Annotated in this window: 16 protein-coding genes and 1 pseudogene; 12 read left to right on the top strand and 5 right to left on the bottom strand. The window is 50.2% G+C overall.

Features of this window, described 5'->3' with window-relative positions:
- Nucleotides 1-136: 136 nt before the first annotated feature.
- Nucleotides 137-2,272 (top strand): polyribonucleotide nucleotidyltransferase, encoded by a 2,136-nt coding sequence (pnp, locus tag C7W93_RS21370; RefSeq protein WP_108442367.1) that lies wholly within the window; start codon nt 137-139, stop codon nt 2,270-2,272.
- Between the two features lie 287 nt (nt 2,273-2,559).
- Here the strand turns inward: pnp and C7W93_RS21365 are convergent, their stop codons facing one another.
- Together C7W93_RS21365 and fdxA are read right to left on the bottom strand one after the other, a co-directional pair.
- Nucleotides 2,560-3,660 carry an NAD(P)/FAD-dependent oxidoreductase gene (locus tag C7W93_RS21365; protein ID WP_108442366.1) on the bottom strand — a complete coding sequence of 367 codons (1,101 nt, stop codon included), beginning with the start codon at nt 3,658-3,660 and terminating at the stop codon, nt 2,560-2,562.
- Between the two features lie 247 nt (nt 3,661-3,907).
- On the bottom strand, nt 3,908-4,231 hold the full coding sequence (gene fdxA / locus C7W93_RS21355; protein WP_108442364.1) for a ferredoxin FdxA: 324 nt from the start codon (nt 4,229-4,231) through the stop codon (nt 3,908-3,910).
- A gap of 418 nt (nt 4,232-4,649) precedes the next feature.
- On the opposite strand from fdxA, the gene C7W93_RS21350 reads away from it, so the two are divergent.
- From C7W93_RS21350 to C7W93_RS21325, 6 genes and pseudogenes are all read left to right on the top strand, one after another.
- On the top strand, nt 4,650-5,603 hold the full coding sequence (locus C7W93_RS21350; protein WP_108442363.1) for a cation diffusion facilitator family transporter: 954 nt from the start codon (nt 4,650-4,652) through the stop codon (nt 5,601-5,603).
- 115 nt (nt 5,604-5,718) lie between these two features.
- Nucleotides 5,719-6,900, top strand: a complete 1,182-nt coding sequence (gene pncB, locus C7W93_RS21345; RefSeq protein WP_108442362.1) for a nicotinate phosphoribosyltransferase — start codon at nt 5,719-5,721, stop codon at nt 6,898-6,900.
- Between the two features lie 63 nt (nt 6,901-6,963).
- A pseudogene (locus C7W93_RS25190) lies at nt 6,964-7,110 on the top strand (erythritol/L-threitol dehydrogenase); the annotation flags it as partial.
- An 8-nt stretch (nt 7,111-7,118) separates the two neighbouring features.
- Nucleotides 7,119-8,669 carry an FGGY-family carbohydrate kinase gene (locus tag C7W93_RS21335; protein WP_108442361.1) on the top strand — a complete coding sequence of 517 codons (1,551 nt, stop codon included), beginning with the start codon at nt 7,119-7,121 and terminating at the stop codon, nt 8,667-8,669.
- Between the two features lie 229 nt (nt 8,670-8,898).
- A complete protein-coding gene (locus C7W93_RS21330) occupies nt 8,899-10,317 on the top strand; it encodes a sodium:proton antiporter (protein ID WP_108442360.1) in 1,419 nt (472 codons plus the stop codon).
- 27 nt (nt 10,318-10,344) lie between these two features.
- On the top strand, nt 10,345-11,355 hold the full coding sequence (locus C7W93_RS21325) for a D-glycerate dehydrogenase (protein WP_108442359.1): 1,011 nt from the start codon (nt 10,345-10,347) through the stop codon (nt 11,353-11,355).
- A 155-nt stretch (nt 11,356-11,510) separates the two neighbouring features.
- Here the strand turns inward: C7W93_RS21325 and C7W93_RS21320 are convergent, their stop codons facing one another.
- The 3 genes from C7W93_RS21320 to C7W93_RS21310 all read right to left on the bottom strand — a co-directional run bounded on the left by C7W93_RS21320 (nt 11,511) and on the right by C7W93_RS21310 (nt 12,485).
- The gene (locus C7W93_RS21320; RefSeq protein ID WP_108442358.1) at nt 11,511-11,765 is read right to left on the bottom strand and encodes an acyl-CoA-binding protein; all 255 of its coding nucleotides are present in this window, start codon (nt 11,763-11,765) and stop codon (nt 11,511-11,513) included.
- 102 nt (nt 11,766-11,867) lie between these two features.
- On the bottom strand, nt 11,868-12,089 hold the full coding sequence (locus C7W93_RS21315) for a hypothetical protein (RefSeq protein ID WP_108442357.1): 222 nt from the start codon (nt 12,087-12,089) through the stop codon (nt 11,868-11,870).
- Nucleotides 12,090-12,131: 42 nt separating this feature from the next.
- On the bottom strand, nt 12,132-12,485 hold the full coding sequence (locus tag C7W93_RS21310) for an FKBP-type peptidyl-prolyl cis-trans isomerase (protein WP_108442356.1): 354 nt from the start codon (nt 12,483-12,485) through the stop codon (nt 12,132-12,134).
- Nucleotides 12,486-12,694: 209 nt separating this feature from the next.
- Between C7W93_RS21310 and C7W93_RS21305 the strand changes: the two genes are divergently transcribed.
- The 5 genes from C7W93_RS21305 (at nt 12,695) to C7W93_RS21285 (ending at nt 17,379) form a co-directional block, all read left to right on the top strand.
- Nucleotides 12,695-13,720: a cytochrome D1 domain-containing protein gene (locus C7W93_RS21305; RefSeq protein WP_108442355.1), complete on the top strand. Its 1,026-nt coding sequence runs from the start codon at nt 12,695-12,697 to the stop codon at nt 13,718-13,720.
- Nucleotides 13,721-13,758: 38 nt separating this feature from the next.
- Entirely contained in the window at nt 13,759-14,607 is an 849-nt protein-coding gene (locus C7W93_RS21300; RefSeq protein WP_225870012.1) for a polysaccharide deacetylase family protein, read from the top strand.
- Entirely contained in the window at nt 14,604-15,590 is a 987-nt protein-coding gene (locus tag C7W93_RS21295; protein WP_108442353.1) for a sterol desaturase family protein, read from the top strand. The genes C7W93_RS21300 and C7W93_RS21295 overlap by 4 nt, the downstream gene beginning before the upstream one ends.
- Entirely contained in the window at nt 15,590-16,471 is an 882-nt protein-coding gene (locus C7W93_RS21290; RefSeq protein WP_108442352.1) for an EI24 domain-containing protein, read from the top strand. The genes C7W93_RS21295 and C7W93_RS21290 overlap by 1 nt, the downstream gene beginning before the upstream one ends.
- An 89-nt stretch (nt 16,472-16,560) precedes the next feature.
- On the top strand, nt 16,561-17,379 hold the full coding sequence (locus C7W93_RS21285; protein WP_108442351.1) for a molybdopterin-binding protein: 819 nt from the start codon (nt 16,561-16,563) through the stop codon (nt 17,377-17,379).
- The last annotated feature ends 11 nt before the right edge of the window (nt 17,380-17,390 follow it).

The raw sequence follows: 17,390 nt of genomic DNA, 5'->3' as shown, positions 1-17,390 counted from the left end.
AAACGCATCGCATGCATTCGTTAGTTGTTTTTGTAAGGAGACGCGAAGTCACTCGCAGTAAGAAGTGATGCAACCGTCTGTGGTGAGGTGGACGACAGCGCCTGAAAATCTGTCGGCTAATTAGAAAGGAAATACCGTGTTTAATAAAGTTACCAAGACTTTCCAGTATGGCCAGCATCAAGTGACGCTGGAAACTGGCGAAATCGCTCGCCAAGCTTCCGGCGCAGTATTGGTGTCGATTGAAGATACCGTTGTACTGGCTACCGTGGTTGCACGTAAAGATGCCAAACCGGGTCAAGATTTTTTCCCGTTGACCGTTGATTATGTTGAGAAGACTTACGCTGCTGGTCGTATCCCAGGCGGTTTCTTCAAGCGCGAAGGCCGTCCTTCGGAAAAAGAAACACTGACATCGCGTCTGATTGATCGTCCGATCCGTCCGTTGTTCCCAGAAGGTTACATGAACGAAGTACAAGTGATTATTCACGTACTGTCGGTCAATCCTGAAATCGATCCGGATATCGCCGCGATGATCGGTGCATCCGCGGCGCTGTCAGTTTCTGGCGTGCCGTTCTCCGGTCCGGTCGGTGCTGCACGCGTCGGGTATATCGACGGTCAATACGTCCTGAACCCAACCACTACGCAACTGAAAACATCGAAGCTGGATCTGGTTGTTGCCGGTACAGAAGCGGCAGTGCTGATGGTTGAGTCCGAAGCACAGCAATTGTCGGAAGAAGTTATGTTGGGCGCTGTTGTTTACGGCCACGATCAAATGAAAGCAGTTATCAATGCTATTCATGATTTGGTCCGCGACGGTGGCAAGCCAGAAATTCAATGGAGCCCAGCGCCGAAGAACGATGCATTGATTGCACGCGTTGCCCATTTCGCTGAAGCCAAATTGCGCGATGCGTACCAAACTAAAGACAAGCAAGCGCGCACTGTTAAGCTGAAAGATGCGACTAACGAAGTTTTGGCTGCGTTAGCTGCTGAAGCCAGCTCGATCAATGCGCCTGCACCGGACAGCTCGGAAGTCGGTAACATCATATTTGATCTGGAAGCCAAGATCGTTCGTTCGCAGATTCTGGATGGCGAGCCGCGTATCGATGGTCGTGATACACGCACTGTGCGTCCAATCACGATTCGTACTGGCGTTCTGCCGCGCACGCACGGTTCAGCATTGTTCACCCGCGGTGAAACGCAGGCTTTGGTCATTGCTACTCTGGGCACCGCCCGTGACGAGCAAAAGATCGATGCGTTGATGGGTGAATACTCGGATCGTTTCATGCTGCATTACAACATGCCTCCGTTTGCTACCGGCGAAACTGGCCGTGTTGGTACACCTAAGCGTCGCGAAATCGGTCATGGTCGTCTGGCTAAGCGTGCGTTGTTGGCAGCACTGCCAGCACCGGAAGATTTTAGCTATTCAGTGCGTCTGGTATCTGAAATCACCGAGTCAAACGGTTCATCATCGATGGCCTCAGTATGCGGCGGATGTCTGGCATTGATGGACGCCGGTGTGCCTATGCAAGGTCACGTTGCCGGTATCGCAATGGGCTTGATCAAAGACGGCGGCAAATTCGCTGTTTTGACAGACATTCTGGGTGACGAAGATCATCTGGGCGACATGGACTTTAAGGTTGCCGGTACTGCAAACGGTATCACTGCTTTGCAAATGGATATCAAAATCCAGGGCATCACCAAGGAAATCATGCAAGTCGCTTTGGCACAAGCTAAAGTTGGCCGTATCCATATTCTTGGCGAGATGGAAAAAGCAGTTCCTAGCGGGACTAAATCAGAATTGTCAGACTTCGCACCACGTCTGATTACCGTCAAGATCAATCCGGAAAAAATCCGTGACGTGATCGGTAAGGGCGGCGCGGTCATTCGTGCGCTGACAGAAGAAACAGGTACGCAAATCGACATCAGCGATGAAGGTGTTGTTACCATCGCTTCAGTTGATGCCGCTGCCGGTCAGGAAGCAAAACGCCGTATCGAAGAACTGACTGCTTCGGTTGAAGTTGGCAAGATCTACGAAGGTACAGTATTGAAGTTGCTGGACTTCGGCGCGATTGTTCAAGTTCTGCCAGGTAAAGACGGCTTGTTGCACATCAGCCAGATCGCCAATGAGCGCGTTAATGCGGTCGCTGACTATCTGAAAGAAGGCCAGCAAGTTCGCGTCAAGGTTCTGGAAACAGATGACCGTGGCCGTCTGAAATTGTCGATGAAGGCTGCACAAGAAGCTGAAGCAGCACCAGCAGCACCTGCCGCACAATAAGCTGTATTCATTCAGCTGACCTTAAAACCGCCCGTGATGCAATCTGCATCACGGGCGGTTTTTTATTGGGTGACATATTTGCATCAATATCCATCGCAATTTGTGCGTACGATAAATCACTGAGAATTACGGTGAAACTGGCGTAGTTCAAGCAGTTCTTATCGATAGAAATATGCCGCCAATATAAAAACCCCCGCGAAGGCTATGCCTTGGCGGGGGTTTTATAGTTCCGTACGATGTGCTTTGCTGAGCTATGTCAGAAAACTTTTGTCATCAACTGTATTACATCAATCAAACACTGGCGATTCAACACCCAAGATTTTATGCAGCTTAGGTGAAGTCGTGGTGTATTGCATGTGAATCTTCTTGTCAGGGAAAATGTACGGGGCTGCGCCAAATGCAGCCAATGCAGCTTCGTGGAAACCGGACAGAATCAGTTTCTTTTTGCCTGGGTAAGTATTGATGTCACCCACCGCAAAAATGCCGGGAATGTTGGTCTCAAACTTCTCTGTATCGACGACTTTCAACTGCTTGCGTTCGATATCCAGACTCCACTCAGCGATAGGGCCGAGTTTTGGTGACAGGCCAAAGAATACCAATAGCGTGTCTAGCGGCAGACGGCGGGTAACACCATCAGGGCCAGTAACTTTGATTTCTGCCAGTTTGCCGTCTTTGACTTCATGACCTGTGACCTGACCGACCAAGAATTGCATTTCGTATTCTTCGCACAGCTGCTTCATTTTTGCAACCGAGGCAGGCGCTGCGCGGAAGTCTTCGCGACGATGCAGCAGTACGACTGATTCCGCTTTGCCGACCAGATTCAAGGCCCAATCCAGTGCCGAATCGCCGCCGCCGCAAATGACTAAATTTTTGCCATGAAATTGCAGTGGGTCTTTGACGCGGTAGAACAATTGGGAATCGTTGAACTGATCGATGCCATCAATTTTGATCGTGCGCGGCTGGAACGAACCTACGCCAGCAGCGATAAAGATGGTTTTAGTGATAAACCGCGTACCGACAGATGTTTCCACATTGAAGCGGTTATCTTCGCGTCGCTCGACCACGGTGACTTCCTGGCTTAGATGGAAAGTCGGATCAAATGGCGCGATCTGCTTTAACAAATTGTCGGTCAGTTCCTGGCCGGTGCAGACTGGCACCGCAGGGATATCGTAAATTGGCTTGTCTGGGTAGAGTTCGACGCACTGGCCGCCAACTACCGGAAGGGAGTCGATAACGTGCGCTTTGATCTCAAGCAGACCAAGTTCGAATACCTGAAACAGACCAACCGGACCGGCGCCGATGATGACGGCATCCGCCTCTATCGGTGCGTTGCCTGCGTTGTTGATAACGGGTAGGGTAGATGCATCTATCTTGGTGCTGGTTTCCATACGACTATCTGCTTCCTGTTTGGGTTGGGTCCCCCAATACATTGCTGTTTTACAGTAACGATTGGCATTCTAAGATTAGTGGTGCTAGCGTTGTCAGGCTGATTTTTGACGATTTTGCCGCCGTCGCCTATCAAAGCTTCGGGCTACAAACTGCTGTGGAAAACGCTATGTTTGGCACAGGCAGTTTCGGTCAAAAATGTGGCAAAACGCGTATTCTTGCGGCCGTCGGCTAGTAGTCTGCCAGTCTCTAGCGCTGCAGAAGATGCAATTTCTCGGTTACGTCTTTAAAATCGTCAGCTTCTGGCAACGGTGGAATAGTCTTGGTAATCGATGGCCAGAAGCGCGACAGATCTTCATTCAGTTTGATGAATTGCTGTTGATCTGCAGGTACGTCTTCTTCGGCGTAAATCGCATTAACCGGACATTCAGCGACGCAAACGGCGCAATCAATGCACTCATCCGGGTCGATTGATAGAAAATTGGGGCCTTGGCGGAAGCAATCAACCGGGCAAACATCCACGCAATCGGTATAGCGACAGCTGATGCAAGATTCGGTTACAACGTGGGTCATAACAACAGTCCTATCTGTAAGTATTACTTGAAGCGGTCGCGCGCGGTGTTGACGCTGCCGGGATTTTGCCGGACTTCAGCAAAGCATCTCAGCAAATCGTTTGAATAAAATCTCGACACGCTCGTAGTTGCAAAGCACTGTATTTTAAGGTAATTCGCTGCTTCCTACAAACAGCGGTTATATAGAATTCATATAAGCAAATTCAGAATGTGGTTTTAGTCGCTAAAGTCGGGTTTTTTGTGTAATTCCCATGTTCTCAGAAATTTCGAAAATGTGTTTTGTTGTTGGTTTTTCTGTCGATTTGGCTGTTTTTGCCTTTAATGACAATGTTGAAGCCGGTTGCGCAGGCTAATTAAATTGGCTAGTGTGTCAACTTTCACCTCAAACCACTCTAATAAAGAACGGCGGCAGCGCAATCATGGCATCCCACTCGGAAGGTTCTACCAAGGCGATTTTTTATGCCCTTGGCGCAAATGGCGGTATTGCCCTGGCTAAATTTGTTGCTGCGGCATTTACCGGCTCTGGTGCGATGCTGGCAGAAGCGATTCATTCGCTGGCCGATTGCACTAATCAGGTTTTTTTGCTGATTGGACTAAAAGAGGCCACTACCCCCGCGAACGACACGCATCCGATGGGCTATGCCCGGGTGGTATATTTTTGGGCAATGATGGTCGCAATATTGTTGTTTTTCGTCGGCGGCGCTTTTTCGGTGATGGAGGGGATTAAGCATTTACGCAATCCGGAGCCGATCAATAATCCTTGGGTGGCGATTGGGGTTTTAGGGATTTCGGTCGTATTGGAGGCGTTTTCGTTGCGCGGCGCGATGATTGAAATCCGCAAGATCGCGCATGGCAAGTCGTTTTTCAGATGGTTTCGTGAAACGCGTCAATCCGAGCTGATGGTTGTAGCGGGCGAAGACATTGCCGCGCTGGCCGGTTTGGCGCTGGCGTTTGTGGCAGTAGTACTGACGGTCATTACCGGCAATCCGCTATGGGACGCCTGCGGTTCGATAGCGGTTGGTGTTTTACTGATGGTGGTAGCGGTTGTCGTGATGCGTGAGGTCAAGGCCATGGTCACGGGTGAATCAGCCGCCCCAGAGCTGCACGCCGCGATCAAGGCGCATATTGAGGCCAGCCCGGAAATCGATCACGTAATGAATTTGATTTCGCTGCAATGGGGGCATCAGGTGATGATTGCAGTGCAGGCGGAAATGCGGCCGCAACCTTCCGCTGTGGCGATGGTCGATGCTATTAATCAGATTGAGGCCAGCATTCAGTCGCGCTGGCCGCAGATTTATTGGTGTTTTTTTGAGCCAGACCGTAAGAAGCCGCCCAGTGTGGCGACTGAGACCGAACTATCAAGTTATCCATAAAATCGTCGAAAACGGCGCGCTTTAGCGGTATAACGTAGTTGCACGTTCATCCTAGGCTGCAAAAGATTCGCCCGATACTTTGATGACTCCACTCGCCTTAATAAATCCTTAAACAATGATCATTCGCTCTCTTCTTGATACCGATCTCTATAAATTCACCATGATGCAGGTCGTGCTGCATCATTTCCCCGCAGCGCAAGTGGAGTATCGCTATAAGTGTCGCAATAAGGGAATCGATCTGACGCCTTACGTTGATGAAATTCGCGATGAAATTGCCGGGTTGTGCCGCTTGCGGTTTCAAGATGACGAGCTAACTTATTTACGTAGTTTACGGTTCATCAAAAGCGATTTTGTCGATTTTTTAAGCCTGTTTCATCTCCAGCAAAAATACATCACCGTGCAGCCATCTGCGGAAAATAACGGTGAAATAGATATATCCGTGCGCGGCCCCTGGCTGCATACGATTCTGTTTGAAGTACCGGTGTTGGCGATTGTGAACGAAGTATATTTTCGGGCTACGCAAAAGACACCGAATTTTGCGGAAGGGCGTCAGCGACTATACAAAAAAATGTCGCTGATTCGAGATGATCCGGCGATGGCCGGTTGTAAGGTTGCTGATTACGGTACGCGACGCCGTTTTTCCAGAGCCTGGCATCAAGAAGTTGTGCTGACCATGCAACGTGATTTTGCCGACCATCTGGCAGGCACATCCAACGTTTATTTCGCCATGACCTTAGGAATGACGCCATTGGGAACGATGGCGCACGAATATTTACAGGCGTGTCAGGCGCTTGGTCCTCGCCTGCGCGATTCGCAAATTTACGCGTTTGAAATGTGGGCCAAAGAATATCGCGGCGATCTCGGTATCGCCTTGTCGGACGTGTATGGAATGGCCGCTTTTTTGCGTGATTTCGATATGTATTTTTGCAAATTGTTTGATGGTGCGCGTCATGATTCTGGTGATCCGTTTGATTGGGGTGAGCAAATGATTCAACAGTTTCAGGAGAATCGGGTTGATCCTGCGACCAAGACGCTGGTATTTTCTGACAGCCTGGATTTTGGCAAAGTGACGGCTTTATATTCGCGTTTCAAAGATCGCGCCCGTGTCGCTTTCGGTGTGGGTACAAATTTGACGAATGATCTGGGCTATATACCCTTGCAAATCGTGATGAAGATGGTGCGCTGCAATGGTCAGCCGGTGGCGAAACTCTCGGATACGCCATCCAAAAATATGTGTGACGACGAGGCCTACGTAAATTATCTGCAACAAGTATTTGAAATTACCCCAGTGCCTTAAATCCCTTCGTAGTTTTCTCGCATCCTTTTTGTTGCAGCGTGCGCGTCTTTTGAAGTTTGCGCGGTCTCGATCGATTTGTTTCAGCGCGGGCTTGTCACGTCGAAAGGGATCGTCACGCACGATTTCCCGCTGGATGATTGGGAGCAAGCATTCGCGCTTGCCAATTCACTAGATTCGATCAAAGTATTGCTTAAACCAACTGCCGTCTGAGGGTAAGCATGGATTACGTTATTGGTGTCGACATCGGCACGCAAAGTACTAAGGCATTGCTGGTGAATACTAGTGGCACAATCGTGGCCCAGCATGCCAGAAGTTATCTGGTCGATACGCCGAAGCCGCTTTGGGCCGAACAATGGCCATCGGTTTGGTTCGACGCGGTCATCGAATGCATCCAGCAAGTGGTGCAAAAAAGTGGCCTGGCATCCGAGCAGATTAAGGCCGTGTGTGTCAGCAGCCTCTACGGCGGCGCGGGGATTCCTGTCGATGTGCAGATGAAGCCGCTGCATCCTTGCTTGATCTGGATGGATCGCCGGGCGAATGACGAAGTGAACTGGGTCAAGCAAACGGTGGAGTTGGAACGCTTGTTTGATATCACAGGCAATTCGGTCGATAGCTATTACGGCTTCACTAAAATGCTGTGGATCAAGCGCAATCGGCCCGATGTTTGGCAGCGGACCCACTTATTTCTGCCGCCGAATGCGTATGTAAATTACTTGCTATGCGGCGAAGTGGCGGTTGACCACAGTTCAGCGGGCAACATTGGCGGCGTATATGACGTGCGCCAACGTAGCTGGTCCGAAGAAATGCTGGAAAAGCTTGAAATACCCGTGGATATGATGCCCGCGCGTCTGGTCGCATCAAATGACGTGGTAGGAGGACTTCTTCCACAGCAAGCAACGCTTCTGGGACTTCTCGCCGGAACGCCAATTGTGGCTGGCGGGGTGGACGCTGCTGTGGCGACCTTTGCCGCTGGTGTGACGCATGCAGGCAATCATGTTGCCATGATCGGTACTAGCATGTGCTGGGGCTATATTAATCAACAAGTCGATGCGCGCCACGGTTTGATTAGCATGCCGCATGTGCATAATAGCCAAAAAGATCTCTACATCTTTGGCGGTGCTATAACTGCCGGTGCTTCGGTAAGTTGGTTTCTTGAGGGGTTTTGTCAAGCCGAAATCGCGGCGGCGAAGCAGGTCGAACACGGCGATGCATATCAAATCTTAGAAGAAAAAAGCGAAAAAATTCCAACTGGATCGGACGGGGTGATGTTTCTTCCCTACTTGATGGGGGAACGCAGTCCCATCTGGGATGCCAAGGCCAGCGGCGCTTTCGTCGGCCTGAGCCTATTCCACACGCGAGCGCACCTCTATCGGGCGGTATTGGAGGGTGTCAGTTTTGCCCTTAAACATAATATTGAGGCGGGTGCAAAAGGCGCACAGTCACTCGATAATAAGCTGATCGTCGTCGGCGGCGCAGCGCATTCTGACTTATGGATGCAAATCATTGCCGATGTGACCGGCTATCCCGTCTATACCATTGAAGAAAACGTCGAAGCGGCGTTGGGTGCTGCGCTGCTTGCCGCCGTCGGGATTGGATTGGTTGATGACAAAACAGCTGAAAAAGGCTGGGTAACGTTGGTAGCCCGGACTGTGCCAGACCCCGCTGCGAGTGCCGTCTATAGCCACCTATTTGCGCTTTATCGTGATCTTTATCCAGCACTGAAACCGATCATGCATCGGCTTCAGAGCGGATATGCTGCTACTACTTAAAGTGTAATTAGGTGCAATTAGGTGCAATCATTAGTAATACTCTGAGCGCCAGCAAGGTAGTTTTTCTGCCCAAATGCTGGTCGCTGCTAGCGTTTCATTGAAAATCGATGTCTCCGGCTTCGGTCTCTGATACAGTAAATCAGTTGATCTAAAGCAATATTTATTTGATCACTATTTTTAAAGCAATTTAATCCCGCTTAAAATAGTGCACTTTTCTCTGATTCGAAAGATGCAATTGCTTAAAAAGATCCTCCTCACGCTTGCCCTTTTTCTCCCCATTGCCGCGTATGCCGCAGATCTTGACGGCGCTCAATTGTCCGTATGGTGGGGAATTCCATTCATGGGTTTGCTGGTGTCAATAGCAGTAGGACCTTTGTTGATACCCGGATTTTGGCATCATCATTTCGGTAAAATCGCGCTAGGCTGGTCCATCGCGTTTTTGATTCCATGCGCGATCTGGTTTGGTGTGCCGACGGCCGCTGCGGGGGTAGTGCACGCTTTTATGGCCGAATATTTCCCTTTTATTATTTTGCTCACGGCCTTATTCGTAGTCGCTGGCGGCATCTGTTTACGCGGCAATTTGCATGGCACGCCCGCGCTCAATACCGGCTTATTGGCACTGGGCACGGTGCTGGCGAGTTTAATGGGCACCACTGGCGCTTCCATGCTGCTGATTCGGCCGTTGATTCGCGCCAACGATAATCGCAAACACGCGGTGCACATTATTGTATTTTTTATTTTTCTAGTTGCGAACGCGGGCGGTGCATTAACGCCATTAGGTGATCCACCGTTGTTTCTGGGATTTCTGAAGGGCGTCGATTTTTCGTGGACATTTAAAAATATCTTCTTCGAGACGATATTTATGTGGATCGCATTACTGGTGATTTTTTATTTTCTGGATCGGTATTACTACCATCGTCGCGAAGAGCATTTGCCAGTGGCGCAAGATCCTACGCCCGACAACATCAAGCTAAGCCTCGAAGGGAAATTTAATTTCATCCTACTTGGCATCGTTATTGCGCTGGTGTTAATGAGCGGTCTATGGAAATCCGGGATTACTTATAATATTTACGGTACGCCGGTCGAATTACAAAACCTGCTGCGCGATGGTCTGCTGCTGGTTGTTATCGTAGTTTCATTGTGGCTGACGCCGAAAGTCGCTCGGGAAGGTAATAATTTTACCTGGGAGCCGATGCTAGAGGTCGGCAAATTGTTTGCCGCTATTTTCATCACAATTGCTCCTGTCATCGCCATGCTCAAGGTTGGTGTGCATGGCCCATTCGGGGCAATCGTTGAAGCGGTGACGGGTGCCGATGGGCAGCCGAATAATATGATGTACTTTTGGGTGACCGGGATATTGTCATCGTTCCTCGATAATGCGCCAACTTATCTGGTGTTCTTCAATACCGCTTCTGGCGATGCGGTGGAATTGATGGGCAAACTTGGCGCAACGCTGGCGGCGATTTCTTGCGGCGCAGTGTTTATGGGGGCTAACAGTTATATCGGCAATGCACCTAATCTGATGGTCAAGGCGATTGCTGAAGAACGTGGCATTCGTATGCCGTCTTTCTTTGGTTATATGGCGTGGGCATGTGTGGTATTGCTGCCATTATTCGCTATCATGAGCTTTATTTTCTTCCGCGCATAAACGCATACATTAAGGGCATTGGTTACTGTGAACACATCGAATAGCGTAAATAAGCCCAAAATTTTAGTAGCCCGGGCCATTTTCCCAGAAGTGATTAGCTTGCTGGAGCAACATTTTGACGTTGAGTCGAATCAGGCTGACCATATTTTCAGCGCCGCTGAATTGCTTCAGAAGTTGCAGGATAAAGATGGCGTCATTGCCACTTCCAGCGAGGCTATTCCAGCGGCTTTGCTGCAAGCTTGCCCGCGCCTGAAAGCAGTATGCAATCAGGCGGTCGGCTACAACAATATTGACGTTGCAGCGGCTACTAAAGCAGGCATTATGGTCACTAATACACCAGATGTTCTGAATGAAACCACCGCCGATTTCGGTTGGGCTTTGTTAATGGCGACAGCGCGTCGGATTACCGAGTCGGAACACTGGTTACGTGCTGGTCATTGGAAGCAATGGCGTTTCGATAGTTTCCTCGGTGCCGATGTACATGGTGCGACGCTCGGTGTGATTGGTATGGGACGGATTGGGCAAGCGATAGCGCGCCGCTCCATCGGCTTTGATATGCAGGTTATTTATCATAACCGTTCGCGTCTGGCACCAGACCTGGAAGCGCGTGCGAATAATGCGCGCTTTGTCAGCAAAGAAGAATTATTACGTCAGGCCGATCATGTGGTGTTGGTCTTGCCATACTCCAAAGAATCGCACCACACCATCGCCGCGCAGGAGTTGGCAATGATGAAGCCGAGCGCCACTCTAGTGAATCTGGCGCGGGGCGGGATTGTGGACGATGTGGCGCTGATTGCCGCTTTACGCGATCGTAAAATCGCGGCTGCCGGGCTGGATGTTTTTGAGAATGAGCCTGCTTTACATCCTGATTTTCTGGCGTTGTCTAACGTGGTGCTGACGCCCCATATCGCCAGCGCGTCGGAACCTACGCGTCGCGCAATGGCCGCCTGTGCTGCGAATAATTTATTGGCAGCGTTATTGCCGGGAAAAGACGGTGAATTGCCCCCAAATCTGCTCAATCCAGAGGTTAAGGGCTAAGTTTAGGCATGATTTAAGATTTGAAATCATCGTTTTGAACGCCAATATTTGGCGATAGCAATGCGATGGTAGAGGTAAAAAAGAAGGCCGGGGCACTAATTAGTGCCTCGGCCTTCTTTTATTGCCTACGCAGATATATCTGACGACCGAAGGTTTTAGTCCTTCAGGTCGTTGATGAAATCAATATATTGCTGTTTCGCAACATCTTGAGAAGTGCCTTTCAGTGCATTCCAGGCATCCCATTTGGCGCGAGCAACAAAATCGGTCATTCCCGGACGCTCACCGGTGGCGTCACCCAAACTACCTTGTTTGTAGACCGCGTACATTTTCAGCAGCGTCATATTGTCAGGGCGTTCGGTAAGATTTTTGGAGTCGGCCAACGCTTGGTCGAATTCAGTTTGCAGGGTCATAGGTTCTTTCCGGGGAAAAATAGGCAGCAGCGTGATCAGTCAGAGTCGCAGCGTAAATGGCGGTAATTACTTGCTTAATCGACACTATTAAGGTTGGTGGTATCAATCAACAACCGCGCCGACCACCGCACCGCCAGCTTTGACGGTGCCGCTAACAACGGTCGTCGCTACACTGACTGCAGCAGATCCCACCGCGACCGTTGCACCAACGGCGGTGGTGGCGACACTGACCACGGTACAACCGCCCAGCGCAAACAGGCCGATTACCAGAAAGGCGACGACCGCAAAACGTGATTGCGTTGGGTGAAAAAGGTTGGATAACATGATCAATGTATGGTCAATAGCGAGATTGCTTATTTGCGAGACTTAAACGCCTAGCAGTTCAACTTCAAAAATCAATGTTGCATTTGGTGGAATTACACCGCCTGCACCGCGTGCGCCGTAGCCGATTGCCGCTGGAATGACCAGCTTGCGAACGCCGCCGATTTTCATGCCTTGCACGCCTTCGTCCCAACCTTTAATGACATGACCTGCGCCCAGTGGGAACTCAAATGGATCGCCGCGGTCTTTGCTGGAGTCAAATTTCGTACCTGCGCTGCCGTCAGGTTTTTGCAGCCAGCCTGTGTAATGAACGCTAACATTGTCACCGGCTTTGGCTTCTGCGCCTGTGCCGACAGTGGTATCTTCATATTGCAGGCCCGAAACGGTAGTGATCGACATTACATTCCTTTGTGTGTGGTTGATATGGATGGCAGTGTAAACCAAAAACAACCTAAAAACAGCGGGTGGGCATGGAAGCATTCCTCCAGCAAAGGGTTTGTTTTGTAACAGTTTTTTGTAACAGCTTATAAACGCTATTTAAAGCAAAGGTCGCCGCATCGGTGCGACATGCGCGGTAAAATATCCTTTTCGTTCCTCTGAATGTTGCTATGACCGCTTTTGCTCGTCGTTCCATCGTTGCCGCTTGCGGTTTATTGACTGTCCTGATTGCATTGCCTGTATTTGCGGCCACGCCAAATGTGGCGCAGACGCCTGCGCCGGTTGCCGCGGCACCGAATGTTGTCGTGGTTCTCAATTCGCGCGATGCCACCATCACATTGCTGGATCAGAATACTTATAAGGAACTCAGCTCGTTCCCGGTCGGGAAAGAGCCGCATCATCTAATGCCAACGCCGGATAACAAGTCGCTGATCGTCGCAGCTGCAACCGGCAATGAATTATATTTTCTGGATCCGAAGACCGGCAAAATCCAGAGTCAGGTCAAAGATATTGCCGATCCGTATCAAATTGGCTTCTCGCCTAATCAAAAATGGTTTATTTCGAATGGCCTGCGTCTGGATCGGATTGATATTTACGGTTATGACGGCAAAAATCTGAAGCTTGCGAAGCGCTTGCCATTGCCAAAAATGCCTAGCCATATGACTTTTAGTGCGGATAGTTCGCTGGCATTCATTACCTTGCAAGGCACCGATGAAATCGCAGCCGTCGATTTGGCGACGCAAACTGTCAAATGGACCATGCCGATTGGCAAGCAACCGGCAGGCATTTATATGACGCCGGATAACAAGTATTTACTGGTCGGGGTCATGGGCAGTGATTATGTTGCCGTGGTTGATTGGCGCACGCAAAAAATCGTCAAGAAAATCAAAACCGGCGATGGCGCGCATAATTTCCGTCCGTTAGGTGATAAACGCCACGTTTTTGTTTCTAATCGGGTGGCCGGAACGATCAATATTCTTGACTTAAACACGCTTGAGAATATCGGTGTGATCAATGTGCCGGGCGGCCCTGACTGCATGGAAGTCACCGCAGATGGCAAAACCATGTGGGTGACGCAGCGTTGGGTAAAACAGGTATCGGTAGTAGATATTGCTAGCCGCAAAGTGATTAAAACGATACCGGTCGGGCGATCACCGCACGGCATTTATTTTACGAACCGGGCTTCTGAATTGTGATGAACCGTTATTCTTCGCTCACATCGCGCTGGCTGTTAATGGCGGCGGTTGCGGCGACAAGTTGTGCAGCAGTGGCGCAGGCACAGGCACAGGCAGCTACAGCCGCTGTGCCTGCTGCGTGTAAAGGAACGCTGTATCTGACCTTTGATACGGGCAGCCAATCGCAGGCTGAATTTATTGCGCAGACATTGCGTCGTCATCACATCAAAGCCACTTTTTTTATGGCGAATGAAAAAACCATTAATGGCGATTATTCCCTCGATCCATCGTGGGCACCGTTCTGGAAATCGTTGGTGGCGGATGGACATGCATTTGGAAGCCATACCTTTGATCATGTGTATGCAAAGCGTGATCTGGCCGACGGAAAAATTGAAATGAAACCGCAATTTGGCGCTAATGGCGGCAAATTATTGGCGTGGACGCCGCAACAATATTGCGATGAAATCAATCGTGTCGAGCAACGTTTTCATACGCTGACCGGCGCGCATCTTGACCCTTTCTGGCGTGCGCCAGGCGGCCATCTGACGCCGCATACTCTGGCAGCAGGTCAGGCTTGCGGCTATGCGCATGTGGCATGGGCTGACGCTGGATTTTCTGGGGATGAGCTTCCCAGTGATAAATGGCCGAACCAGATGTTGTTGAAGCGTGAATTGGCGAATGTCAGGGATGGCGATATTTTGATAGCGCATCTTGGCATTTGGTCGCGCAAAGACCCATGGGCACCAGCGGTGCTCGAGCCGTTAATCAGCGGACTGGAGAAAAAAGGATTTTGTTTTGCCACGCTAAGAGAACATCCAGCCTATAAAGCCGCTGCCGAAAAGGCAAAAGGTAAAAGTCCCGGCCCGTTTGACCTCGTCTCCACTGGTAGAAAGCAGCCGACATCATGATCGATGGTCTGATTAATGTGTTTTCTGTTGTACAAGCCTGGTTATTTCAGGCAGTGGTGCAGCCGTTGATGTTTCATATCGGGCTGAGTGCCTATATTGAAGATGCTTTCGATGGTGTGGAATGGTTTCTGATCGGGATATGTGAACTGACCGTGCTATTCATCATTTTGCGGCCTTTAGAAGCGATGATTCCGGTGCATGCCTTTACCGATCGCCGCGCTCGCTGGACGGATTTCTTATATACCGTGATTCAGCGTCTTGGCGCATTTTCTATCTTAATATTTTTTCTGATTGATCCCGTGGTCGCAGAGGTAACCGAATGGTTTCATCTGGAGGGCGTCCATCCTTTTAATTTAGAGAACTTATGGCCCGGCGTGACGGACCGGCCATTAATTACTTTCCTTGTGTATCTGGTAGTACTTGATTTTTGCGATTATTGGTATCACCGCGCCCAGCATGGTTTTGGCTGGTTGTGGGGCTTGCATAGTTTGCATCATAGCCAGCAGAACATGAACCTCTGGACCGATGATCGCAATCATTTGCTGGACGAATTAATTCGCGATATTTTCATGGCCCTGATCGCTATCGCGATTGGTGTCGAGCCTTCACAGTACGTGTTGCTGGTTGCCGCATCGCGCATGTTGCAAAGTTTGCAGCATGCCAATGTCCGCATTCATTTCGGCAAAATAGGCGATGCGCTAGTGGTGTCGCCACGCTTTCATCGCTGGCATCATGCGGTGGGGATTGGTCACGAAAGCAAGGGTAAAGGGTCATTAGGCGGTCACAACTATGGTGTCTTATTCTCCTTCTGGGATGTGCTGTTCAGAACGGCTTTTTTTGGACAAACCTTCGAGCACACTGGTATCCGCGATCAGTTACCAGCGCCGGATGGTAAAGCCCGCAACTATGGACGTGGCTTTTGGGAGCAGCAATGGTTGGGCTTGAAGCGCATGGTTGAATTTGCCAGAAAGAGTCGCCGCTGATGCGTCCTGTCATCGTCGCATTTGGCCGGGCTTTGTTATCGCAGCTGCATTTTCGGATGCTATTGCTGACTTTTTTGCCGTTTCTGGTATCGGTAGTGATTTGGGGCCTGGGATTGTGGTTAGGATTGCAGCCCTTGGTTGATTGGTTGCAAAGTTATTTGGTCGGCAGCAGCGGGATGGAAGTGGCGGGCGGCGCGCTCAGTTGGCTAGGTTTAGGGGCATTAAAAGCGGTGATTGTGCCGTGGGTAGCGCTCTGGCTATTGTTGCCGTTGATGATTCTGACGGCGCTGGTATTTGTCGGGATATTCGCCTTACCGGTGGCGGCGCGTCATGTCGGCGGTCGTCATTACGCCGCGTTGGAGCAGCGTAAAGGTGGAACCCTATTCGGCAGTATCTGTATTTCGGCTTCGACGTTTTTATTATTCTGTATTTTGTGGTTGGTAACGTTGCCTTTATGGTTAATCCCGCCATTGGCTTTCGTTATTCCCGCGTTATTGTGGGGCTGGCTGACCTATCGTGTGATTGCTTACGACGCACTTTCAGCCTATGCCGATAAAGATGAGCTGAAGGCTATCCTGAAGATTCATCGTTGGCCGCTGCTGGTGATCGGTATTTTTGCCGGGGCAATGGGCGCCGCGCCGACTTTGCTGTGGTTAGGAGGGGCGCTGTGGTTAATCGTGCTTCCGTTCATGGCTGCGGGATCAATCTGGCTGTATGTGCTGGTGTTTGTGTTTACCGGTTTATGGTTTGAATACTATTGCCTGGAAGCATTGAGTAAATATCGTGCGGCGCAAGCAGCGGTGGATATTCTGGCCGAACGTGGCGCGAACGGCAGCTCTGCGGGAAGTGTAAAGAATATCGACAGCGCAAGCATCGGCTGAGTTTTCGACCCCGAAAGCAAGCGTTTAATGTATTTTAAGTCCCTCATTTTCAATAATCGTTCTATCTCAAACAGCGCAAAGATCTTCTTATGGCAATCGGACTCATCATTATTGGCGACGAAATTCTCTCTGGCCGACGAATCGATAAGCATTTTCCGAAAGTTCTGGAAATGTTGACAGCACGGGGCCTGACATTGAGTTGGGCAGAGTATCTGGGCGATGACCCTGCCCGCATCATTACAACGCTGAAACGGACTTTTTCCAGCGATGACATCGTATTTTGTACCGGTGGTATCGGTGCAACGCCCGATGATCACACTCGCCAATGTGCTGCGGCTGCCCTCAGCGTACCGTTAGTTTTACATCCCCATGCGCGTGAAAAAATCCGCGAACGGATTGCCGATACCGCGCGGGACGCTGCCATAGAACCTGATTACGATACTGCTGACAACCTGCATCGCCTGAAGATGGGCGAGTTTCCGCAAGGCGCAGAAATTATTCCTAATCCCTTTAATAAAATTCCTGGATTTTCATTCAAAAATCCGGCGGATGGAGCGGTTCAGGCAACGGGATGGCATCATTTTGCCCCTGGCTTTCCTGTAATGGCGTGGCCGATGTTTGAATGGGTATTGGATACTTATCACGCCGATTTATTTCACAAAAATCCGCAGTTGGAGCAGTCGGTGTTGGTTTTCGGATCAATGGAGTCTGCTCTTACGCCCTTGATGGAGGCAATTGAACGTGAGTTCCCATCAGTAAAAGTATTCAGTTTGCCGCACGTTGGCGATGCCCAGACCCAGCGCCATATCGATCTCGGCGTAAAGGGTGAGCCAACTCAGAGCGCGGCGGCATTTATTAAACTGTTAGCCGGTTTGGATGCGTTGCAGGTCGCGTATCGATCGGCCTGATCGGCGGACTG

Origin of the sequence: Glaciimonas sp. PCH181 (assembly GCF_003056055.1) — a bacterium.
In the GTDB taxonomy this organism is placed as follows: domain Bacteria; phylum Pseudomonadota; class Gammaproteobacteria; order Burkholderiales; family Burkholderiaceae_D; genus Glaciimonas.
Note: the sequence above shows the minus strand (reverse complement) of the source record. Positions and strands in the feature narration are given on the sequence as shown.